The organism is Streptomyces sp. NBC_00523, from assembly GCF_036346615.1.
Taxonomy (GTDB): domain Bacteria; phylum Actinomycetota; class Actinomycetes; order Streptomycetales; family Streptomycetaceae; genus Streptomyces.
Genome location: NZ_CP107836.1, coordinates 152,931 through 174,909, shown reverse-complemented (window position 1 = coordinate 174,909; position 21,979 = coordinate 152,931). Strand labels below are relative to the sequence as shown.

The following is a 21,979-nucleotide window of genomic DNA, read 5'->3' as shown; positions in this document are numbered from 1 at the left end:
AAGCAGTTTCGTTGACATTCAACCTGGTCGTTCCAGGTCAGCGGGCTGCACACGACTAACTTCACTGTCGAAGGACAGTTTGACGTCCGCACACCCGTGACTAGGACTTGTCCGGCCGATCATGGTTCCGGTTGCTGGGGCACGGCGGGGTTTGAGTCTGTCGAGGGCATGGTCGGCCCACGATGTCGTGTGCCAGGGTGACGGTATGGACTGGCAGTCGGAGAGCCCGGAACTCTGGGCATTTTTGGAGACCTTGCACAGCGGCGACATCTTGTCTGGGACCGTTGCGGCGATCGAGCGGTTCGGGGTCTTCGTGGCCCTGGACGACGGACCTGCCCATCCCCTCTTCCCCGGTGTCGGGCTCATCGTCATCCCCGAACTGTCCTGGCGGCACATCGACGCCCCCACCGATGTCGTTCACGCAGGCCAGCGGGTCTCGTGCGAGTTCCTCCAGTTCGACACCTACCACGCGGAGGCCAGACTGTCCTTGAAGGCGCTGGAGCCCGAGCCCCTGCGGGCTTTCGCCGACCGCACGGTGGGTCAGGAAATCCGCGGGACGGTGAAGAAGACCGCTCCCATCGGCGTCTTCGTCGAGCTCGGAGACGGGTTCGTCGGGCTGCTCCCCTCCATAGAGATCGACGGTCGGCCCGCAGCGAGTCCAGTGGAGGACTTGGAGGCCGGAGAGGAGATCACCGTCATCGTCACGGAAATCGACCTGCCGACCCGCCGAATCTGTCTTTCCAGGCCGAAGAACGCCCAGCGCGAAGGTGTCGTGCCGACCGCGTGACGGCCGGCGTGCTCCAGCCGTTGAATGGAGCATGGCGCGGGGTGATTTGAGTGATGCCGAGTGGGAACGGCTGCGGCCGCTCCTGCCGGCCAGCAACCGGCGCTGCGGCAGGTGGCGGGATCACCGGCAGGTGATCGACGGGATCCTGCACCGGGTGCGGACCGGCGTGCAGTGGCGTGACCTGCCTGAACGGTTCGGTCCGTGGAAGACCGTCTATGAACGCCACCGCCTGTGGTCGGCGGACGGTACCTGGGAACGTCTCCTCCAGCAGGTCCAGGCCGCAGCCGATGCAGCAGGCGAGATCGACTGGGACATCTCGGTCGACTCCACCGTCGTGCGGGCGCATCAGCATGCGGCGGGCGCTCGCATCGACCCACCGCCGACGCCCGGCTCAAAGGGGGCCGAGGAGCCAGAACACCAGGACGAAGCGCCGTGGCAGAGTCTGCACGCCCGCCTGGTGGAGGTGGTGCTGGAGGCGAGAGTCTGGGCCGCTCGCGCGGCGGGTTCACCAGCAAGCTTCACCTGAGCGCGGACGGCCGCTGCCGTCTGCTGTCCCTGATCGTCACACCAGGTCAGCGAGCTGACTGCACCCAGTTCGTCGCGGTGCTGGAGAAGGTCCGAGTCCCTAGACCGGGCCTGGGGCGACCACGCAAGAAGCCCGACAGTCGTGCGGCCGACAGGGCCTACAGCAACGGCCCCGTCCGCGAGTACCTGCGACGGCGGGGCATCCGCCACACGATTTCGGAGAAGAGTGACAGCCAGGCAGGCCGACTGCGCAAAGGCGCACGCGGTGGACGGCCGCCCAGCTTCGACGAGGACCGCTACAAAAAGCGCAACACCGTCGAGCGGGCAATCAATCGCATGAAGCAGTTCCGGGCGGTCGCCACTCGCTACGACAAGCGCGGCTACGTCTTCCTCGGCACCGCCACCGCGGCGGCCGTCGCGATCTGGCTCCGTACATGATCGGCCGGACAAGTCCTAGGTGTATTGATCACGAGCGTTGTTGACACGGGGGTCTTGATCAAAGGCGAAGACCTCCGGTGTGGTGGAGCTGTCTAGGAACGCACCACACCGGAGGTCTTCGTGTCCCACCGTAATGCCCGGCTGACGGTCTTCGGGAGGCGTCTGCTGGTCGAGCGTGTCGCGTCCGGCCGTCCGGTCGCCCATGTCGCTGCCGAGATGGGGATCTCGCGGGCGACCGCACATAAATGGGTTCGGCGGTGGCGGACCGAGGGCGAGGCGGGCCTGGCCGACCGCTCCAGCAGGCCATTCACGACGCCGCACCGCACAGCGGCCGCGATCGAGGTCCGCGTCTGCGATCTGCGCCGGTCCCGCAAACTCGGACCCGCGCGGATCGGCCCCGTTCTCGGCCTGCCGGCCTCGACCGTCCACCGGATTCTGGTCCGTCACGGGCTGAACCGTCTGGCCTGGCTGGACCGGCCCACCGGCTCGGTGATCCGCCGCTACGAACGCGAGCACCCCGGCGAGCTCGTCCACGTCGACGTCAAGAAACTGGGCCGGATACCCGACGGCGGCGGCCACAAGGTGCACGGCCGCGAAGCCGGCCGGCCGATCCGCGGCATGGGCTTCGACTACCTCCACTCCGCCGTCGACGACCACACCCGCCTCGCCTACACCGAGATCCACGCCGACGAGAAAGTCGCGACCTGCGCAGCCTTCCTGACCCGGGCCGCCGCGTTCTTCGCCGACCTGGGCATCACCCGTATCGAGCGTGTCCTGACGGACAACGCGTGGGCCTACCGCAAGGGCCTGGCCTGGAAGCAAGCCCTGGCCGACATCGGCGCGACCGGCAAACTCACCCGCCCCTACCGGCCGCAGACCAACGGCAAAGTCGAACGCTTCAACCGCACCCTCGCAGACGAATGGGCCTACCTCCGGCCCTACACCAGCAACGACGAGCGCACAGCGGCCCTGGCAGACTTCCTCCACACTTACAACCACCACCGCTGCCACACCGCACTCGGAGGCAAACCCCCGATCACCCGAGTCAACAACCCTGCGGGTCGCCAGCGGGCTGCGGCCGTCGACCTGGACATGCCGTACGAGCAGGGACAGCCCGTAGGGCAGTCCGAGGGCGAGCACGTAGTTGAGGAGCCCGAAGTGTGCCCACAGCGCCCGGGTCAGCAGCAGCAGGGTCAGTGACCCGGCCAGCACGACCATCTGCGGCACCGTGTAGGGGCCGCCCCAGATCCGGCCCCTTCCACCGGGCCACCGGCCGATCATCAGCGGATGCCGCCTACCTTCGCGTGCCGGGCCCAGACCCTCGTACTGGACGTACTTGGGTCTGGGCCCGGCGCGGCGAGAGTGCGTGCATGGCGTCGCACGGCAGACGGGAATGTGACGACAGGGTCTAGCCACCAGCGCTCAACGCCGCGTCCAAGGCCCGCTCGTACTCGTTTCCTCTGTCCCGCAGACTCTCCCGAATCCAGTGCCGGGCGTCGGCACCCGAGCACGAGTATCTCCAGGCCAGAGCGTGCGCGGCTCGGCGTTTCCGCATCGTTCGAGATCCATCGGCAGTTACCGGAAAGCTGTGGACAGACCTCTGAAATCATCAGGACACGCGCCAGCACGGCTCCCTCGTCGGGCAGCCCGTTCTCGGCGGGCGCGTGCTTCGCCAGAGTCCGGATCTCCAGCAATCCCGCCGCCAGAAGCACAGCCACGGCGTCAGCCGCGTCGACCGAAGCAGCAGCGCCGGAGGGCTTGAACAGTCGCCAGTTCAGCCGAGCCAATGCTCCCACCCTCTGATGTAGATGGGGGTTTGCCAGGTGATTCTACCTTCTCCGGGGTAAGGGCATGCCTCATCGCAGCCTCGATGAGGAGGCTTGCCCGGTGGTTGCCGTTCTCCATCCTCTTCCTCACCTTCCCCACCGTCAGCACGTCCTCAAGTCCCGAGGCCGGACTGAACACTGACTTGAGCAGTTCGTCGTCGGTGAGCCCCTGAAGGCGCGATAGCTGGTTCCTGCTGCCGGCCGTTCCTCCGACATCCTCGATGGCGATCGCGCGGAGGTCGGCGACCGTCGCATTCGGCGCAGGAGGCACCTGCCGGGTGAAGAGGCGGGAGAAGAAGCCTCCGCCACCCGAAGGGCAGTTGTGCACGAGAAGCGGCGTGGGGCCTGCGGCCGCGAAATACGTATGGAGGTCATCGACGGTGAGGTTGTAGACCGTTGTTGACTGCGTCCTGTGCTGGGTGGCGGTGAGCTGGACCCAGGTGCCGGCGCTGGTCTGGAGCCATTGTCCGGGCTGTAGTTCGCCAGCCTCTACCCATTGGTGCAGGGCGGGGATCCAGAAAGGGTGGCCGTCGGTGGCTGTGATACTGCCGGTCTTCCTGCCCTTGGTTCCGTCGGTGTCGACGATGAGGTCGACGAGTCGCTTCTCACCTTGGCCCTTGATGAGTGCGGTGACGGTGCGAGGGCCGGCTTCGCCGCTCTCCGGGTCGGCGGCCTGGACTCTGTCGCCGATCTTGACGTCCTTGATCAGCTTCCTGGTGCCGTCTGCCATTAGGACAGGGGTGTCGGCGGTGAAGCTGTTGGAGGCCAGGCAGCTCCCTGTTCGGCCTGCCCCTCTGGTCGCCAGAACCAGGCTCAGGGCCTCACCGGCCTGTCCGAGCACGCATCCCATCAGAGCCGCGTTGACGACGTCGCCCCATTTGACCTTACGGCCGGACAGTCTCTGTAGCGCCCAGTTGACGCCTCCGTCGATCGCCCCGTTGACGGCACAGGCGGCGATCATGGGGTTGTTGCCGGTGGGGTCGGTATGGGTGGTGGGTGAGGACAGGGCGTACTGGTAGAGGTTGGTGCCGCCGGCCTGGCCGATGGGGTCCTGGGAGATGAAGCGGCCGGTGTCGGGGTCGTAGTAGCGGTTGCGGTAGTACAGCAGGCCGGTGCCGTCGTTCTCGCGTCCGGTAAAGGTGTAGGGGTTGGATGAGGCGGCACCGGTGGTCTTGGCCGTCCCGTTGGGGTCGTAGGCGTAGGTGGTGGCGATGGTGCCGTCGCTGTTGGCGAGTCCGATGACCGAGCCGAGGGCGTCGGTCAGGTAGACCTGAGTGCTGCCGTTCTCGGTCCTGGTGAGGAACTGGTCGACGCCGGAGGTGGTGACGGTCGCGGTGGTGTCGCCCGAGCCGTTCTGCTCGACGAGTGGGTTGCTGCCGTCGGTGAGGAACTTGTCCGTCGCCCGTCCGATGGTCTTCGCGGAGCGAATGCCCAGGGCGTCGTAGCCGAAGGTACTGTTCTGGCCGGCCTTGGTCAGGCTGGAGAGCCGGCCGCGTGCGTTCCAGGTGTATTCGCGGATGCCGTCGGTGGTGAGCTGGCCGTCCGCGTCGTAGGTGAAGGAGCGGCCGGCGAAGGTGGTGATGCGGTTGTCCTTGCCGAAGACCGTACCCGTCTCGGCGGCAGGTAGGGCGACGTTGGCAAGGGTGCCGCTCAGGCCGGTCTGCAGGGAGCGGATGTCGCGGGTGTAATTCAGGTCGCCGATGCCGGTGGCGCCCTTGGCATAGGCGATGGATTTGATGGTGCCGGTCTTGTCGTAGCCGGTGGTGCGGGTGATACCCCCGGGCATTGTGGCGGTCTTCTCCCGTCCCACCGCGTCCAGCCCGAACTCGATTTCCTGGGTGCCGGTGGTGACGGATGTGAGGATGTTGGTCTTGTCGAAGCCGTAGGTGGTGGTCTGGCCGCCTGCGGTCATCGTTTCGCGACGGTCGGCCGCGTCGTAGGTGTAGGCGATGGTGCCGGTGGGGCCGGTGTTGGTCTGGGGCCGGTCGTAGGCGTCGTAGGTGAAGGTCTGGTTGCCGGTCTGACTGTCGGTGATCTGCTTGAGGAGATCGTGGCCGTCGTAGTAGTAGCTGACGGTTGATTCAGCCTGGCCGGCGATACCGACCCCGCACAGGACCGTCTTGGATCGGCCAAGCAGGTCGTAGGTGGCAGTCGCGACCTTCCCTGAGCGGCTGGTGACTTTCTTCAGGAGCCCGGCTGTGTCGTACTCGAACGTGGCCTGTGCGCCCACGGCGTCGGTGGCAGACTTGGGGCGGTCGGCGTTGTCGTAGTCCCAGCTGACGAGGTTGTTGCGGGCATCGGTGAGCGTGAGCAGGTTGCCGTTGTCGTCGTAGTCGAAACTCGTCGACTGCCCCAACGGGTCGGTGACCTTGCGGGTGAACCTTCCCCTTGGTCGTGGACACCTGGAGACTGGGACCTGAGGTTCCAGAGGAAGTAGCACCAGGTGGGAAGCAAGTACACGAAGCGGTACACCGCGGAGTTCAAGAGGGACGCCATTGCGCTCGTCGACTCCACGGGCAAGACGGTCACCGCCGTCGCCCGGGAGCTCGGCATCAGCTCGGAGTCCCTGCGCGGCTGGTACCGCCAGGCCAAGGCCGACCGTGGCGAGGGCGCCCCGGGAGAACTCACGACCGCCGAGCGCGAGGAGCTCAAGCGCCTGCGTCGGCAGAACGCCGAGCAGGCCAAGACGATCGAGGTCCTGCGAAAAGCCGCGGTCTTCTTCGCGAAGGAGAGCGATCGGTGAACGACACGTACGCGTTCATCGAGGCGGAGAAGACCACCCACGGCGTCGCTTTCCTCTGCCGCCTGCTCAAGGTGGCCCGTTCCTCGTTCTATGCCTGGCTCGCCGCGGCAAAGCCCCGGGCCGCCCGCCGGGCCGCCGACCAGGCCCTGGTGCACGAGATCACCGTGATCCACGTCGGCTCGCGCCAGACTTATGGCGTCCCGCGCGTCCATGCCGAACTGCGGCGTCTGGGACGGGCAGTGAACCGTAAGCGGGTCGCCCGTCTCATGCGCGAGCACGACATCCAGGGCGTGACCCGCCGCAAGCGCCGTTCGCTGACACGAGCGGACAGGAAGGCCAGGCCGGCACCGGACCTGATCGGCCGCGAATTCCACGCCGAGACGCCCGGCACGAAACTGGTCGGCGACATCACCGCCCTGCCCACCGGCGAGGGTTGGCTCTACCTCGCCTGCTGGCTCGACCTGGCCACCCGCGAGGTCGTCGGTTACTCGATGGCCGATCACCACCGGGCCGATCTCGTCGTCGATGCACTCGGCATGGCCCACGGCCGCGGTGGACTGCAACCCGGCTGCGTGATCCACAGCGACCGCGGCAGCGAGTACACCTCGACCCGATTCCAGAACCGAATAAGGGAGTTGGAACTCCGCCAGAGCTGCGGACGCACCGGGTCCTGCTTCGACAACGCCGCCGCGGAGAGTTTCTGGGCCCTGCTCAAAGAAGAGATCGGCACCCGCGTCTGGCCTGACCGGGCCACCGCCCGTGCCGACGTTTTCGATTTCATCGAGACGTTCTACAACCGGCGCCGACTGCGCAGACACAAGTTCTTCGGCTACCTCACCCCGGCCGAGACCCGCCAACGGCACCGACACACCCTCGCGGCATAGCCATCGAGTGTCCAAGATCACGGGGAAGCTTCACACGCACCGCTACCGGCTCGTCGGACGCGACCGGCTTGCCGTAGGCCCGCTCACAGTCGGCTGTGATCGATGCCCGCACGTCTGCCGGATACCGGGAGTGAAGCAGTCGCAGTCCACCGGGGCGGGCGGCAAGATCCGGGAAGGCCGCCCGGAGGTCCCTGTACGTCTGCTGAGCCTCGGCCACGGTCGTGCAGCACACCAGCGCCGTACCGCCCACGTCAGCGACGGGTGCCAGCACCTCGCGCAGCGCCGCCCGCCGCCCGCCCGCGCGGACCGGCGAGCCAGTCGGCTCCGCCGTGTCCCACACCACCGCCCTGCGCGACACCATCAGAGTGCGGGCCCTGTTGCTCAGCGTGCTCCGGACAGCCGAGACCTCGCCCGACCCTCCACTCGCGAACAGCCAGCCCGGATACCGCGGAGCCACCGCGGACGGCTCGTAAAACCCGGCGCCGCGCCGGTAGGCATCCACCAGAGAGCCGGCCGAACGCCCCGTCAGCGTGGCCGACAACAGCACGACCGGTGCGCGCATCGCTCCCAGCCATTCGAGCAACCGAAGGAGCAGCTGATGCATCCACGGCCCGTAGGCGTGGGCCTCGTCCACGACGAACACCTTGTCCGACAGGCCGAACAGCCGCAGAGCGTTGTAGCGCAGGGGCAGGACCGCGCTCAGAGCCTGGTCGATGGTGCCGACGCCCAGCGGAGCGAGCAGGCCGCGCTTCGGGCCGCGCAACCACGCATCCGCCTCCACAACCGTCGACGCGCCCGCACTCACAACATCCGCCTGCCCGACAGCATCGCCGGGCACGTCCCGCTCCCCGCTTCCCGGCGAACTCAGCCAGGCCATGGAGTGCAGCAGCATCAACGCCCGCTCACCGGACAACGCCTGGGAAGCAAACGCCTCCACCCGCGGCAGCATCGCATCCGCCGTACCCATCGTCGGCAGCGCAAAGTACAGCCCCCGACACCCTGCCGCGCGCCCCAACACCGAAGCGGCGAACAACGCCCCCTCAGTCTTCCCGTCACCGGTCGGAGCAGTCACCAGCACCAGCCCAGGCCCGTGCTCACGCACCAAACCGGGAAGATGCTCCGCGAGATCCCGCTGCAGACTGTTCGGCTCAAAGGGGAACATCGCCGCAAAATCCTGCGAAGAAAACCGCGCCCGGCCCAGCCGCGCCGAACCCACCAGCTTCGGCGCAGCCCGCACCGCGCCTTGCCAGTGCGCATCCAACTGCGCCGGCGTGCCCGACCAGCCAGAAGCCGGCAGGCGAGCCTCGATCGCCGAAGTCTGGCTCGCCAGCCAGTCGGCCACCACCACCAACCCGGCCACGACCACAGCCAGCCCGGCAGGAAGCCCTCCGGCAGGAACCGCAGATGCTCCCATCACCCGCCGCACTTCCGTAAAGTGCGTCTGCCGCTGATCCGCCCACCCAGACCCGCCCAGACCAGCATTGTATGCACTGGCCTGCGCCGCCTCCTTGGACTTCAGCACCGCCCCGAACGAACCATGGTGACCGCCCAGGAGCTGCGCGACCTGGTGACTCACTGCTCGGTGCATCCGACGCCTGTCACCCGGATAGCCAGCTTCTTCGAGCAACTGGAACAGGGACCAATGGGAAGCGATCTCGTGACGGAACTGGCTCTCGTGCTCCGCGCCAGGCGCACTCGCGTAGGCGGGATCCTCGCGCAACAGTCCGTAGCAACTGGGAACCTGCGCCTGGAACGGGGGAGTGATCTTGCCGATGTCGTGCAACGCGGCCCAGAAGGAAACCACCGCGCGTGCCTCCGACAGACTCAGACCAAGCGCGCTTGCCACTGCCTCTTGGGTCTCCTGACTCAGGACGGCATCCCAGAGCTCTCCGAACACGGCACCCGTATCGAGAAGATGACAGATCACTGGATACGGTCGAGTCAGCCCGCACTCCTTCCCCCACATCCGCGCATCCAGAAGACAGCCCTCCAGGGCACCTGCAGTCTCGGTCTTTTCCACGAGCACAGAGATAGCACCCTCTACTGACAGCGGCCCCAAATCCACCGAACTGGAGGCGTCGTGAGGGATGGGCCATACACTCGCTGCGCGATGTCTACGAGAGAGAGTATGACGCGCCGTCATCCCTGGCAAAGGAACTGCAAAGGGCTTCCGTAAGGGCAGGTGGCAGAGTGCTCTCCGCGCGAGCGGAGGTGAGCCGCGGTCCGCGACAACCACGGCTTCACCCCGCACGTGCTCTCCGCGCGAACGGAGGTGAGCCGCCGGCCCGATACGGCATCAGTTGTCCTCCCCGGTGCTCTCCGCGCGAGCGGAGGTGAGCCGCGGGTGGGCCGCTCGCCGTTGTGGCGCCCGGGGTGCTCTTCGCGCGAGCGGAGGTGAGCCGGGCACGGCCACGCTGCCTGCCTCGTGGCGGAGGTGCTCTCCGCGCGAGCGGAGGTGAGCCGGAGGGCAGCGATGCCGAAGACGACTGAGCGCCGGTGCTCTCCGCGCGAGCGGAGGTGAGCCGCTGTGGGAGGCCCTGATCCCGTCGATGGGCAATACACCTAGGGCGCGGGGTGCCTCCCGGTTTTTCTTCGGGTGGAACGCGGTGCGGGTCACTCCGGACTCGGCGGCCAGCGTCTTCAGGTCACATCCCCCGCCGGGCGGGAGGTCGCCCTGAGGATCCGGTCCATCGCGGCCCTGATTGCGTCTTTGTTGCGGGCGCGGTCTCTGCGCTGATGCGGGGCATGGGGCGCCGTGGGCCCGGCCCGCGCACCCCTGGCGGCGGGGTGCGGTGCTGCCAGCTCGGACCTGACGGAGACGCCCCGCTCGATCGTGGAACACGAGCGGTGCGTCTTCGTGCTCGTTGTCAGGATTTGGCGGGCCAACCGCAGGGGCGGATCATCACGGCGAGGAGCGGCGACGCGGGTGACGGCTGGCTGTGGCCGATGTCCTGGTACCCCCACTCTCGGTAGAGCGCGTGGACCTTTCCGTCTCCGGCCGCTTCGTTGACCATGAGGGTCACGTATTTCTCCGGGGATGATAGGAGGAGGGCGTCGTGGATGCGCCGGGCGGTGCCCGTCTTGCGCCAACTCGGCCGTACACCGATCTCTTTGATGGCCAGCGCCGGACTCCTGGTGTACTCGACATCGGGTTCCGGGCTTGTGCGTTGCCAGTACCGGTCCCCGTGCTCGATGCGGTTGCCGTAGGCGTACCCGACCGGGTGCCCGTCCGCGTACGCGAGGACGGCGACGAACCCGGGCTCGGTGCCGTGCTTGTCCAGGCGCTCGCCGAACACGGTGATTGCGTAGTTCGGCAGGTGCAGTAGGGGTGCGCGCACTTCGGCGTAGACGTCGATCAGGTCGCCGCGGGCGGCGTCGAGCTGGGTGAACTGACGTAGTTCGATGGCTGGTGCCGTGGTCATGCGCTGGTCCTCCAGGCGGCTGAGTGCTCGGTCCAGGTCTGCACGTTGAGACTGCCCGGCGCGGTCGCGCGGAGGGCGGCCCCGAACTCATCCAGCATCCGTGACACGCGGGCATGTTGTGTAGCCGCTGCGGCGGGAACCTTCATCGCCGCGGCTACGGCGGCCTCGGCTTCTCCCTGCGCGAGCTGGGCGTGCGCAAGCCGGGTCAGCGTGATGGTGCGGGACCTCTGCAAGTGCGGGCGGAGGCTGGCGAGGCAGCGGTGGGCGTGGGCCTCCGCCGTCTGGTACTCCCCGAGCGCCAGGTATGCGGAGAGGGCAAGCGAGTCGAGTTCGGCCTGGTCATAGAAGGCGACCAGCCAGACCGGGCGGGGTGCCCGCGGGTCGGCGCGGTCCATCGCCTCCTGCGCTTGGTCAAAAGCACGCCGGGTGCCCGTGCGCTCTTGAGCCGCGCCGTGAATAGCGGCCTGGCGCGCCAGGCCGAGGGACGCGAACATGGGGTCGCGGCGCGTGATGTGCAGACCGCGCGCAACGTCGTTTGCGGCGAAAGCATCGGACGGCCGGCCCATGTGCCGGTACATGCTCCCGGCGTGACTCCAGATGCGGAATTTGATTGCCTGGTCGCCCGACATCTCGGCGAGGGCCTGGGCCTCGCGCATGTGGCGCTGGGCATCGATGTAGCGGCGGCCGTCGATCGCGGCCCACATCGCGGAGGAGCGGAACGCGGCAGCGGCGGCGTAGAGGTTGCTTCGCACGCGCTGGGTGGCGCTGCCGGCGTTCTGGAGGTTCAGCGCCTCGTCGGCAAGGGCGGCGGCCCGCTGCTCGATGGTGAGCTGTCCACCGTGGCGGTGATCTCTGGCGATGATCTCGGTGAACCGGCTCTGGAGCCGGTTGATGTCGCTGATCCCGATACGGCGTGGTGCGCTGCCGGGGGCTGCGGCTGCCGCGGCGGCAGTAGCGGCCAAACCGCCGATGAGGGTACGGCGCTTCATGTCGGGGTCCTCCTGATTCAGGCCGGGGTTGGACTTGGCCCCGCCCCGTGCAACGAACCCTAAATCGGTGCTGGAGAGGCCCGTAACGGCTTCCAGCCCCTTGCGGGTAGCCGTGTTGGGCCACCGGGTGCGGCCGGATTTCCAGGCTCGGACCGACGATCCATCGTGCCCGCCGGCGCGTCCGGTCACCCTCTCCATGGCCAGGTTCACGGCCTCGGCCAGGCTTGCGGAGCTGTGACCGTGCTCCTCCATCCACGCCGCAAGCAGAACATTCCGCGTGGCTTCCATGAGCGCACCGTAACGCTGCGAACCCGCCCAGTCAGGTAAACAGCAAGTCAATTCCTCCTAGGTGGCGTCGCCTGATACTCGGCTCATCGCCCTAAGCGGGTTGCCGGAGACTGGAGTTACCTGGATGTGGACCACCCGTTCCGGGGTGGACGGAATGGCGCTTCGCAGCAGTAGCGCGTCGCCGTTGCCCATCGATCCGCCTGGGAGTGCAGAGCAATGCCGAGCACACACGCACGAGATGACGGAGCGTCCAGGGGGCGCCTACTCCCGCCGCTTCCTGCAACAGCGGTGACGACTCAAGCCGAGCGGCAGCTCGCCGCCGGGCACTGGCTGCTGTCGGCCGCCCCGAACCTGCGCAAGAGCCGCGACGACTGGAAGGTCAAGGGGTCGACGTGGCTGCGGCCCGGGGTGCTGTTCGGCGCGATCGTGATCCCGGCCGACTTGGTGCATCGCGCCCTGGACGTGGATAGCCCGAACCAGTGCCGGCGGTTGCTCGCGACGCACTTGGAGGGCGGCCCCGTCTTCTACAGCCCCGAGCATTTCCGCCGGGAGGGCTCGTACACCGTGCTGGTCACCGCGTCCACGGCTATGGCGTGGCGCTCGCGCGGATCGGTGGCGCACAGCTACAGGGCGCTACTGCAAGTCCCGAGCCCGCGCGCAAGCGAGCCTCAGGCCGGCGACTGTCCGTGGTGGGTAGTGCCCCTCGATGGCCCGGGGCTGCATTGCAGAGCCCGCCCTCTTGCTGCGCTCATCACTGCGGGCCGGCTTGCTGATGACCGCACGAGAGGTAGCCGCCATGCCTGAGCCCGCTTTCGCGGCAGGCACGGCGACCTCCGCAAGGCCCTTGATGAACAGGGTTGGCCTGGCCATCGCAGAGGCCACGGCCGACGATGGCCGTCCCGCTTACAGCATGTCGTTGCCGAGAATTGCCGAGTCAGCTTGCGATGCGCGGCTCTTGACGTCTTCCGCCCTCGGCGTCTGGGGCCTCGGTGGCGTCGAGGACGAGGCGCGACTCGTCATCACTGAGCTGATGTCGAACGCTGTCACTCATGCCCGGCGGGACTACGTCCGCGTAAGCGTGATGCGGCGGGACCTCCTGGTCGTGCGCCTTGCGGTTGCGGACTTCTCGCGAGACCTGCCCCGGCTGCGGGCTGCCGGCGCAGAAGAAGAGCGCGGTCGCGGTCTCGCGATCGTTGAGGCAGTGACCGCCGGTCGATGGGGAGCAGAGCCCCGGCGGTGGGGGAAGCAGGTTTGGGCCGACTTGGAGATGTCCGATGAGTGACTGGTCGATGCAGGCCCTGTACTTCGTGGTGCTGGCCGTCCTGGGGGCCGCCCTGTGCCTCGGGATTTCCCTCGGATAGGTCCGCATGATCAGGGACTGGACTACCGGTTGGTGCTGGCGTTGCGAGGCGACCGACGTGTCCGTGCTGTGGGTCGGCCCCGTCTACAGCCCGGAAGTTGGGGAGGCACCCCTCTATATCTGCCTGCCGTGCATCCGCCGGATCGAAGAGTTGATTGCCGCCCACAACCGGGCCTGACCCCGCCTCTCGTCACTGCGGCGGCCGAGCACCCTCGGCGCCCGCACGAAGACGGCGAGTGCTTCAAGACCAGAGAAGCGCGATCACAAGGAGACGGCAGTGACCATCACTACGGAGACCAGAACGTTAGACGCGGCTGCGCTGTCCGCCGCCACGCAGGAGATCATCACGCGCGCCGCCACGAAGAGGTGGCCGGAGAAGGAAGTCGTCCTCGGGGCGCAGTGCCCGAGCGTCACGTCGTACGTCTGCCGCGTCGTGGTCGACGGCGAGGTGCTGATCGCGAAGTACAGTTGGCTGGGCATGTCCCTGGTCTCGATCCTGCGGGGTGGGGCCGGTACGTGGGAGAACGTGCTGGATGCGCAGCCGGCCTACGCGGCGAGCGACGATCTGCTGACCGCCCGCGAGGCAAAGAACCTGTGGTGCCTGCGGAAACTGGCCGGGCTCGGGGATTCCCGGGACTGCCCGGCTGGCGTCCGGGCAGCGCACCCCACTCCATCCCGGTCGAGGTCACCCAGCGGGACGGGATGTACGTGCTGCGCGCCGAGCTGCCCGGGATGGACCCCGAGGACATCCACGTCGGCGTCGATGACAACCTCATCACCGTGAGCGCGGAGCACGACGAGACGGACCGGGACAGGGAGCACTCGGAGTTCCGCTACGGGTCGTTCCGCCGCACCGTCCGCCTCCCGGAGGCGGTACCGGCGGACCGCATCGACGCCGTGTACGCGGACGGACTGCTGACCGTCCGCGTCCCGGTGCCCGGCAGCGCGCCGAAGGCCGTACAGACCGTACCCGTCCGGCGCGGCGGTACGGAGAACGGCCGAGGGGCGCCATGACGACGGGCCCGAGCGGTCCCGCACCGGGGCCGACCGGCCCAAGCGCCGCCCGGGGGCGACGGCCGAATCTGGAAGCGGGGGAACCCGTACGCCACGCAGGAGGAAGGTGGACAGCATGAGGGCCGCTGTCTTTCAGGGACCGGGCGGCATCGCCTGGCAGGACGTACCCGACCCGGACATCATGGAGCAGGGCGACGTCGTGGTGCGGGTCGATCTCGTCACCATCTGCGGGACCGACCTGCACATACTCAAGGGCGACGTACCCGAGGTCACACCGGGCCGCGTCCTCGGCCACGAAGCGGTCGGCACCGTGGTCGAGGCCGGCCGGGACGTGCGTACGGTACGGCCCGGCGACCGGGTCCTCATCTCGTGCATCACCGCCTGCGGGCGCTGCCGGTACTGCCGGGAGGGCCGCTACGGGCAGTGCCTCGGCGGAGGCGGCTGGATCCTCGGGCACACGATCGACGGGACACAGGCCGAGTACGTCCGGGTCCCGTTCGCCGACCTGTCGGTCCACCCGCTCCCCAGCGCCGTGGACAGCGCGGACGCCGTCCTGCTCGCCGACATCTTTCCCACGTCCTACGAGGTGGGAGTCCTCAACGGCCACGTGCGGCCGGCCGACACGGTCGTCGTGGTGGGCGCCGGGCCGATCGGACTCGCCGCGATCACCACGGCACGCCTGTACAGCCCCGGCCGGATCGTCGCCGTCGACTTCGCCGCCTCGCGGCTGGAAGCGGCACGGACGCTCGGTGCCGACGCCACCGTGGGCGCCGACGAGGAGCCGGAACAGCTCGTCGCCGACCTGACGGACGGCCTGGGCGCCGATGTCGTCATGGAGGCGGTGGGCGTGCCCGAGGCCTTCGAGAGCTGCACCCGCATGGTCCGGCCGGGAGGCCATGTCGCCAACATCGGGGTGCACGGCAAGCCCGCCACTCTCCACCTCGAAGAGCTGTGGATCAAGGACGTCACCCTCACCACCGGCCTCGTGGACACCGCGTCCACCCCCATGCTGCTGAGCATGCTGGCGGCCGGCCGACTGTCCACGTCGGAGCTGGTCACCCACCGCTTCGAACTCGGGCAGATGGCGGAGGCGTACGACGTGTTCGGCCGCGCGGCCGACACCGGGGCCATCAAGGTCGTGCTCGGCGCCCCGCAGCACACCGCCGTGCAGGTCCCCGCCCCTCCGGCCGCCGCATGAACGACGTTCGGACACCGCGCTCTTCCCGGACCCCCTGCGGGGAGGGCGCCGGCCCGGCCGACCCCGGCCTCCCGACCATGATGCGGAACGTCTGGAGCGAGCAACGGTGAGCACCGGGTGGACATGGGGCTACGACCGCTACGAACCCGAACGCGAGCGGCTGGTCGAGTCGTTGTGCGCACTCGGCAACGGGCGGTTCGTCACCCGGGGCTCCGCACCCGAATGCCCCGCCGGACCCGTCCACTACCCGGGCACCTACCTCGCCGGCTGCTACGACCGGCGCGGCTCGGCCGTCGCGGGCCGCACGGTAACGAACGAGGACATGGTCAACCTTCCCAACTGGACGGTGGTGCGCTACCGCTGCCTCCCGGACGACGGGCCGCCCGGCGACTGGCTGACCCCCGACTCCCCGGACCTGCGCCACCATCATGTGCGGCTGGACCTGCGCACGGGCACACTCACCCGGCAGCTGTTCTTCCGGGACGCCGAGGGACGCTCGCTGCGCGTCGTCCATACGCGGATCGTGCACATGGGGGACCCGTACCTGGCCGCCCAGCGCAGCACCTTCCGCGCCTACGGATGGCGCGGCACCATCGAGGTGGAGTCCGTCCTCGACGGGGCGGTCACCAACGCCGGGGTGGACCGGTACCGGAATCTGGAGGGCCGCCATCTCACCGGCCACCGCAGCGGTTTCGATCCCGGCGGCACCGCCTGGCTGACCTGCCGCACCCACGACCCCGGCACCCGCCTCGCCCTGGCTGTCCGCACGGTCACCACACCCCCGGCGCCCGCCGCGCGGACGGCCACACCGACCGCCCCCGTGCAGACCTACCGCCTGCCCGTCGCCCCGCGTCACGCGGTGAGCCTCGTGAAGACCCTGGCGCTGCGCACCTCGGCCGACCGCCCGGCCGGCGACCCGCGCGCGGAGGCATGCGCAGCGGCCGCCGGCGCCTCCGCCTTCCCCCGCCTCCTGGCCACGCACAAGGCGGCCTGGCGGCGCCTCTGGGAACAGGGCGAGCTCCACGTACCGGGCGAGGCCGGCCGCATCCTGCGCCTGCACGTCTTCCACGTACTCCAGACGCTGTCCCCGCACACCGCCGACCTCGACGCCGGCGTCCCCGCGAGGGGGCTGCACGGCGAGGCGTACCGGGGCCACGTCTTCTGGGACGAGCTGTTCGTCCTGCCCTACCTGAACCTGCACTTCCCCGAGGTGGCGAAAGCTCTGCTCATGTACCGCCACCGCCGGCTCCCAGCCGCGCGCACAGCGGCCCGGGACATCGGGGCCACGGGCGCCGTCTACCCGTGGCAGAGCGCCGGTTCCGGGCGCGAGGAGACCCAGGAGCTCCACCTCAATCCGCGCTCCGGGCGGTGGCTGCCCGACCACTCACGGCTCCAGCGGCACGTCGGCTCTGCCGTCGCCCACGACGTGTGGCGGTACGCGCAGACCACCGGCGACCGCGCCTTCCTCCACTCGGCGGGGGCCGAGATCCTCCTGGAGGTGGCCCGCTACTGGGCGGGCGCCGCCCGGTACGACCCGGACCTGCGCGGATACCGCATCCGGGGCGTGGTCGGCCCCGACGAGTACCACGACGCCTACCCCGGAGCGGCCGCGCCGGGCGTCGACGACAACGCGTACACGAATGCCACCGCGGCCTGGGTCCTCGCCCGCGGCCTCGACCTCCTGGCCGAACTGCCCGCCGCGCGGCGCGCCGAACTGGCGGACCAACTGTCTCTCGACGGCGAGGAACTGACGCGGTGGGAGGACGTCTCGCGCCATCTGTACATTCCGTTCCACCACGGCGTGATCAGCCAGTTCGAGGGCTACGGGAGCCTGGAGGAACTGGACTGGGACGGCTACCGGGCCCGCTACGGCGACATCCGCCGGCTCGACCGCATCCTGGAGGCCGAGGGTGACAGCGTCAACCGCTACCAGGCCACCAAACAGGCCGACACGCTCATGCTCGGCTACCTCTTCCGGCCCCGGGAACTCCGCGAGCTGTTTGCCCGCCTCGGCCACCCGCTGGACGACGACACCTGGCGCGCGACGGAGGCGTACCACCTGCGCCGCACCAGCCACGGTTCGACGCTCAGCAGCCTCGTCCACGGCTGGCTGCGCACGCGCACCATGGGTGCGGACGCCTGGCGTTACTGCGAGGAGGCCCTGCTCGGGGACGTGGCCGATCTGCAGGGCGGTACGACCGGCGAGGGCATCCACCTCGGGGCGATGGCGGGGACCGTCGACCTGGTCGAGCGCGGCATCACCGGCCTGGAGGCCGGCCCCGAAGGACTGCGCGTCCAGCCCGTCCCCCTGGCGCAGATCCCCCGGTTCTCCTTCACGATCTGCTTCCAGGGCCACCGGGGAGTCCGGGTCCGCGTCCTGCCCGGACGGCTCGCCGTCCGCGTACCCGAGTCGCCCCGGGGCCCCGTTCCCGTCCTGCTGCCCGACGGGCGGAAGGTCTGCGTCGCACCGGGGGAGGAGCGCTGGTTCCTGCTGTGAACGGCGTACGGGTTCCTGCTGTGAACGGCGTACGGGCGACTGCTCAGACGAAGGACAGGACGTCGGAGACCGGCCGCCGCGGGGTCGCCCGCCCGTGCGGCCCGTATCCCAGGCGCAGCAGCATCTGCACGAAGCCCGACGCCGAACGCGGGTCCCGCGACAGCGCACGCAGCTCCGGCCACTCCAGCGGCTGGGACATGAGCGAGGTGGACAGGCCGTCCGCCGTGGCCTGCAACAGCACCCGGTGCAGGGCCTGCCCCGCGACCAGCCAGTCACGGGGCGTGTCGTCCCGCGTGCCGAGCAGGGCGAACCCGGGACGCCTCTCGAAGCGGGCGGAGGCGCGGGAAGGTCCAGGATGCGGAGGCTCGAAATCCCGTACCGGCGACGTCACGTCGAACTGCCGGGGTCCGAAGGCGTACGCGGGAATCCCCTGCGCCCCTGGGTCCTCGCCCTCCGTACGCGTCCACGCGGCGACCTCCGCGCGGATCAGCGGGTCGGCCGCCTCCAGCCTCGCAGCGTCGCGTACGAGCTCCATGAGGGCGTCGGTGAACCAGTCGCCGGGCACATCCAGCCGGCAGCCCTCGCGCGCCGCCGCAGCGCTCAGCCCTGCCATGATCTCGGGCGGAACCGGCTCGTCCGTGAACGGGAAGCGGCTGGTGTGCCGCTCCCGCAGCGCCGGATGGAGCGCGGCGAGCTCCGCCTCTCCGGCGGGGGCGGACAGGTGTACGTCGGCGAGGTGCCAGGGGTCGCCGGGCGCGGGCAGCAGTTCCGCCTCCGCGTTCAGGTCCCGGTGCGCGGCGGCCACCCGCAGACCGAACAGGGCCGCGCCGCACCCCAGATGGAGGGCCCGGCGGACCGGATCCGCGTGCGGCATCTCGCAGGACCGGTCACCGTGCAGCTCGATGGTGTCCGTGGCCGTCCGGTGGAGGAATCGCCAGGGTTGCGCGTTGTGCATGGACGGGGCGCGGATCGCGTCCTCGACCAGCGACGCGACGAGGGTCCGGGGCAGAGCGTTGGCGGTCACGGCTTGTCCTGTCCGCCGGCCACGGTGCCGGGGCCGGCCTGTGCGAGGAGGAGGGCACGTGTGCCCGTATCACCACGGTCCCCGAATTCCGGGGCGGGCGGCGAGGGCCGTACGGGCCACGCCCCGGGCCGGTCGGGCTCGTCCGCCGGGGGCCGTTGGGACGTTTGGCCCCCGTCCCGCCCCTGGGCGGCCCTTCGGGCGCCGCGTCCCGGGTGCCACGGTGGAGGGAGACCGAGCAAGGCGGCCGTGGCGGGCCTCGTCCCCGGGACAGGAGCGGATCATGAGCAGCACGACGGAACACCGTGAGATCGTCGTCGGCATCGACCCGTCGAGGGACTGGCGCCTCACCGTGGCCTGGGCGGCCGACGAGGCCCACCGGCGCCACCGCGCCCTCCGGCTGGTCGTGGCCGTACCCCCGCAGCACGACACCCACCACGTGGACGACACCCCCCGGCACACGGTCCGGGCCCTGGAGGGCAAGGACGCCGTGAGCGCGGCGGCGGAGTGGGCCCGTGAGCGGCGGCCGGGCACCGGGATCGCCACCGCGGTGGTCGACGGCTTCCCGGCGCAGGTCATGGCGCGCCTCGCGCAGGACGCGGCCATGGTCGTCCTCGGCTCCCGGCATCTCAGCCGGACCGAGGAATACCTCAGCGCGGGCGCGCTCGTCGTCCCCGTCACCGCACAGGCCCGCTGCCCGGTCGTGGTGGTGGGCGAGGCCGAGCACAGCACCCAGGAGCCGCCGTATCTCGTCGTGGGCGTCGACGGCAGCGAGTCCTCCCTCGCGGCCCTCGCGTTCGCCGCCCAGGAGGCGGACCTCCGCCGGGCGGAGCTGCGCGCCGTCGCGGTCTGGCAGCCGCCCGTCTTCTCCCTCCGCTCCAGCGACACCATGTTCGAGGCCGAGCGCAGACAGCTCTCGGAGATCACCGCGGGCTGGTCCGAGAAGTACCCCGGTCTCCGGCTGACGCACGAGGTCCGCGTCGGCTCGCCCGTCGAGATCCTGGCGGAGGCGGGCGAGCACGCCCTCGCCCTGGTCGTCGGCCGCCGGGGCCGGGGCGGCTACACCGGCATGCGCGTCGGCTCCGTCGTCCACGGCCTCCTGCACCGCGCCCGCTGCCCGGTTGTCACCGTCCCGGTCCGGTGACCCCCGCCCCGGTGACCGGTCCGACAGGAAGGCGCGAGGCATCGGGGCTACGGTGAAACGGGACGGACGGGACCGGCACTCGGCGGGTCCGACGCAGCCGGAGGTGCCGATGGGTCCGGAGGAGACCCGAAGCGGCGGAGCGCGGTCTCCGCGCCTGGGACTCGATGAACTCCTGGGTGAACTCCAGGCACGGCTGGACGAGGTCCGGAGTACCCGGGAAAAGCTCGGCGAACTACTGAAAGCCGTCATGTCCGTCGGCCAGGACCTCGACCTCTCCCAGGTACTGCGCACCATCGTGGAGTCCGCCGTGACGCTCGTCGACGCGGAATACGGCGCCCTCGGCGTCATCGGCGACGACCAACGGCTCTCCCAGTTCCTCACCACCGGCATCGATGACGAACTCCACGCGCGGATCGGCGCGCTGCCCTCCGGCCACGGCATCCTCGGAGAGCTCATCCGGCACCCCGAACCACTGCGCCTGGACGAGCTGGCCGACCACCCCGCCTCGTACGGCTTTCCGCCCCACCACCCGCCGATGCACTCGTTCCTCGGCGTACCGATCCGGGTCAGGGACGAGGTGTTCGGCAACCTCTACCTGACGGAGAAGCGCGGCCGGGGCAGCTTCGACGACGAGGACGAGGCCGTGGTGACGACGCTGGCCGTCGCCGCCGGCATCGCGATCGAGAACGCCCGGCTGTACGAGCAGGGGCGCATGCGCCAGCTCTGGCTCGCCGCCGGTGCCGACTTCACCAGCGCGCTGCTCTCCGGCTCACGGGAGCGGGAAGTCCTCGACGGCATGCTCGACCGGGCCGTGGACATCGCCGACGCCGACCTGGGCGTGTACTACCTGGTCGGCCCCGACGGTTCGCTGCGCGGGTCGATGGCGAGCGGCGAGGGCGCCGACCGGCACCGGGGGGTCGTGCTGCCCAGCATCGAGGGCACCCTGGCGGCCGCGGCACTCGCCGCGGGCGGGCTCGTCCTCCTCGCGGACATCGAACGGGACGAACGGATCACGGTCCAGCCCGAGCGCTGGACGGGCTTCGGCCCGGCGATCGCCGCGACGGTGGGCACGAAGGACCGGCTGAGCGGTGTGCTCATCCTGCTGCGGCGCAGGGGGCGGCCCGAGTTCACCGGCACCGAGACCGCCGCGCTGCCCGCCTTCACCGGATCGGCGGCCCTGGCCCTGGAACTGGCCGAACGGCGTCGTGACGCCGAGCAGGTGAGCCTGCTGGAGGACCGCGACCGTATCGCGCGGGACCTGCACGACCTCGCGATCCAGCGCCTCTTCGCCACCGGCATGACGCTCCAGAGCGCCCGGCGTTTCGTGGAGCATCCGGTGGCCAGGGACCGGGTGACCCGTGCCATCGACGACCTCGACACCACCATCAAGATCATCCGCTCGACCATCTTCGGCCTCCGCGAGCACTCCGAGCCCGGAACGGCTCCCAAGTTGCGGAGCCGTGTCGTCGGTGCGGTCGACGCCGCCACGCCGACGCTCGGCTTCGCACCCGCGCTGCGCATGGAGGGCCTGCTCGACACCGACGTACCGGCCGGTGTGGGCGACGAGGCGATCGCGGTGGTGACCGAAGCGCTGACCAATGTGACCCGTCACGCGAAGGCCAGGGCCGCGGAGGTGGCGGTCGTCGCGCACGGCGGCGCCTTGACCGTCACGGTCGGCGACGACGGGGTGGGCATGCGGGACGGCGGCAGACGAAGCGGCCTCCGCAACCTGAGCGAGCGCGCGGAGCGGCTGGGCGGCGGCCTCGACGCACACACCCGGCAGCCCCCCGAGCACGGGACGACGCTCACGTGGTGGGTCCCGCTGGAAGAGCCGGAGAACTGA

The 21,979-nt window shown here is 69.7% G+C and carries 16 protein-coding genes, 2 pseudogenes and 1 CRISPR repeat array; of the genes and pseudogenes, 12 read left to right on the top strand and 6 right to left on the bottom strand.

The window, feature by feature from the left end:
* The first annotated feature begins 205 nt into the window (after positions 1 to 205).
* From OHS17_RS00835 to OHS17_RS00825, 3 genes and pseudogenes are all read left to right on the top strand, one after another.
* Positions 206 to 787 carry a S1 RNA-binding domain-containing protein gene (locus tag OHS17_RS00835; protein ID WP_330310574.1) on the top strand — a complete coding sequence of 194 codons (582 nt, stop codon included), beginning with the start codon at positions 206 to 208 and terminating at the stop codon, positions 785 to 787.
* A 31-nt stretch (positions 788 to 818) separates the two neighbouring features.
* Positions 819 to 1,750 (top strand): IS5 family transposase gene (locus tag OHS17_RS00830; RefSeq protein ID WP_443066116.1). Its coding sequence is split into 2 segments (ribosomal slippage): positions 819 to 1,203 and positions 1,203 to 1,750, totalling 933 coding nucleotides; the frame shifts between segments, so codons are not numbered across the junction.
* Between the two features lie 120 nt (positions 1,751 to 1,870).
* Positions 1,871 to 2,821 (top strand): annotated as a pseudogene (locus tag OHS17_RS00825) (IS481 family transposase); the annotation flags it as partial.
* A 651-nt stretch (positions 2,822 to 3,472) separates the two neighbouring features.
* Here OHS17_RS00825 and OHS17_RS00820 read toward each other — a convergent pair.
* The gene (locus OHS17_RS00820) at positions 3,473 to 5,932 is read right to left on the bottom strand and encodes an RHS repeat-associated core domain-containing protein (RefSeq protein WP_443066115.1); all 2,460 of its coding nucleotides are present in this window, start codon (positions 5,930 to 5,932) and stop codon (positions 3,473 to 3,475) included.
* 87 nt (positions 5,933 to 6,019) lie between these two features.
* Between OHS17_RS00820 and OHS17_RS00815 the strand changes: the two genes are divergently transcribed.
* Complete coding sequence (locus OHS17_RS00815; protein WP_073772198.1) at positions 6,020 to 6,319, top strand: transposase; 300 nt, start codon at positions 6,020 to 6,022, stop codon at positions 6,317 to 6,319.
* A complete protein-coding gene (locus OHS17_RS00810; RefSeq protein WP_330310572.1) occupies positions 6,316 to 7,203 on the top strand; it encodes an IS3 family transposase in 888 nt (295 codons plus the stop codon). Before OHS17_RS00815 ends, OHS17_RS00810 begins: the two co-directional genes overlap by 4 nt.
* Here the strand turns inward: OHS17_RS00810 and OHS17_RS00805 are convergent.
* The 3 genes from OHS17_RS00805 to OHS17_RS00795 all read right to left on the bottom strand — a co-directional run bounded on the left by OHS17_RS00805 (position 7,154) and on the right by OHS17_RS00795 (position 11,902).
* Positions 7,154 to 9,223, bottom strand: a complete 2,070-nt coding sequence (locus OHS17_RS00805) for a CRISPR-associated endonuclease Cas3'' (protein WP_330310571.1) — start codon at positions 9,221 to 9,223, stop codon at positions 7,154 to 7,156. The two genes, OHS17_RS00810 and OHS17_RS00805, sit on opposite strands and share 50 nt — an antisense overlap.
* Before the next feature lie 169 nt (positions 9,224 to 9,392).
* A CRISPR array of direct repeats spans positions 9,393 to 9,728; the repeat unit is 30 nt; unit sequence GGTGCTCTCCGCGCGAGCGGAGGTGAGCCG.
* Between the two features lie 342 nt (positions 9,729 to 10,070).
* A complete protein-coding gene (locus OHS17_RS00800) occupies positions 10,071 to 10,625 on the bottom strand; it encodes a GNAT family N-acetyltransferase (RefSeq protein WP_330310570.1) in 555 nt (184 codons plus the stop codon).
* A complete protein-coding gene (locus tag OHS17_RS00795) occupies positions 10,622 to 11,902 on the bottom strand; it encodes an XRE family transcriptional regulator (protein ID WP_330310569.1) in 1,281 nt (426 codons plus the stop codon). The genes OHS17_RS00800 and OHS17_RS00795 overlap by 4 nt, the downstream gene beginning before the upstream one ends.
* Before the next feature lie 288 nt (positions 11,903 to 12,190).
* Between OHS17_RS00795 and OHS17_RS00790 the strand changes: the two genes are divergently transcribed.
* Together OHS17_RS00790 and OHS17_RS00785 are read left to right on the top strand one after the other, a co-directional pair.
* On the top strand, positions 12,191 to 12,706 hold the full coding sequence (locus tag OHS17_RS00790; protein WP_330310568.1) for a hypothetical protein: 516 nt from the start codon (positions 12,191 to 12,193) through the stop codon (positions 12,704 to 12,706).
* Positions 12,699 to 13,184 (top strand): ATP-binding protein, encoded by a 486-nt coding sequence (locus OHS17_RS00785; RefSeq protein ID WP_330310567.1) that lies wholly within the window; start codon positions 12,699 to 12,701, stop codon positions 13,182 to 13,184. Before OHS17_RS00790 ends, OHS17_RS00785 begins: the two co-directional genes overlap by 8 nt.
* Before the next feature lie 339 nt (positions 13,185 to 13,523).
* Here the strand turns inward: OHS17_RS00785 and OHS17_RS00780 are convergent, their stop codons facing one another.
* Complete coding sequence (locus tag OHS17_RS00780; RefSeq protein WP_330310566.1) at positions 13,524 to 13,742, bottom strand: hypothetical protein; 219 nt, start codon at positions 13,740 to 13,742, stop codon at positions 13,524 to 13,526.
* Between the two features lie 117 nt (positions 13,743 to 13,859).
* Between OHS17_RS00780 and OHS17_RS00775 the strand changes: the two genes are divergently transcribed.
* From OHS17_RS00775 to OHS17_RS00765, 3 genes are all read left to right on the top strand, one after another.
* Positions 13,860 to 14,276: an Hsp20/alpha crystallin family protein gene (locus OHS17_RS00775; RefSeq protein ID WP_330310565.1), complete on the top strand. Its 417-nt coding sequence runs from the start codon at positions 13,860 to 13,862 to the stop codon at positions 14,274 to 14,276.
* 115 nt (positions 14,277 to 14,391) lie between these two features.
* Entirely contained in the window at positions 14,392 to 15,474 is a 1,083-nt protein-coding gene (locus OHS17_RS00770) for a zinc-dependent alcohol dehydrogenase family protein (protein ID WP_330310564.1), read from the top strand.
* 106 nt (positions 15,475 to 15,580) lie between these two features.
* Entirely contained in the window at positions 15,581 to 17,971 is a 2,391-nt protein-coding gene (locus OHS17_RS00765) for a glycoside hydrolase family 65 protein (RefSeq protein WP_330310563.1), read from the top strand.
* A gap of 43 nt (positions 17,972 to 18,014) precedes the next feature.
* Here OHS17_RS00765 and OHS17_RS00760 read toward each other — a convergent pair.
* A pseudogene (locus tag OHS17_RS00760) lies at positions 18,015 to 19,007 on the bottom strand (Acg family FMN-binding oxidoreductase); the annotation flags it as partial.
* A gap of 268 nt (positions 19,008 to 19,275) precedes the next feature.
* On the opposite strand from OHS17_RS00760, the gene OHS17_RS00755 reads away from it, so the two are divergent.
* Positions 19,276 to 20,136, top strand: coding sequence for a universal stress protein (locus OHS17_RS00755; protein ID WP_330310562.1), 861 nt, complete (start codon positions 19,276 to 19,278; stop codon positions 20,134 to 20,136).
* 109 nt (positions 20,137 to 20,245) lie between these two features.
* Entirely contained in the window at positions 20,246 to 21,979 is a 1,734-nt protein-coding gene (locus OHS17_RS00750) for a sensor histidine kinase (RefSeq protein WP_330310561.1), read from the top strand.

What these genes read in the sequence shown, in the direction of transcription:
- OHS17_RS00835 (WP_330310574.1), top strand. Translation starts at nt 206, where the DNA reads ATGGACTGGCAGTCGGAGAGCCCGGAACTCTGGGCATTTTTGGAGACC.
- OHS17_RS00800 (WP_330310570.1), bottom strand. Translation starts at nt 10,625, where the DNA reads ATGACCACGGCACCAGCCATCGAACTACGTCAGTTCACCCAGCTCGAC.
- OHS17_RS00795 (WP_330310569.1), bottom strand. Translation starts at nt 11,902, where the DNA reads ATGGAAGCCACGCGGAATGTTCTGCTTGCGGCGTGGATGGAGGAGCAC.
- OHS17_RS00785 (WP_330310567.1), top strand. Translation starts at nt 12,699, where the DNA reads ATGCCTGAGCCCGCTTTCGCGGCAGGCACGGCGACCTCCGCAAGGCCC.
- OHS17_RS00780 (WP_330310566.1), bottom strand. Translation starts at nt 13,742, where the DNA reads ATGCCCAGCCAACTGTACTTCGCGATCAGCACCTCGCCGTCGACCACG.
- OHS17_RS00770 (WP_330310564.1), top strand. Translation starts at nt 14,392, where the DNA reads ATGAGGGCCGCTGTCTTTCAGGGACCGGGCGGCATCGCCTGGCAGGAC.
- OHS17_RS00755 (WP_330310562.1), top strand. Translation starts at nt 19,276, where the DNA reads ATGAGCAGCACGACGGAACACCGTGAGATCGTCGTCGGCATCGACCCG.
- OHS17_RS00750 (WP_330310561.1), top strand. Translation starts at nt 20,246, where the DNA reads ATGGGTCCGGAGGAGACCCGAAGCGGCGGAGCGCGGTCTCCGCGCCTG.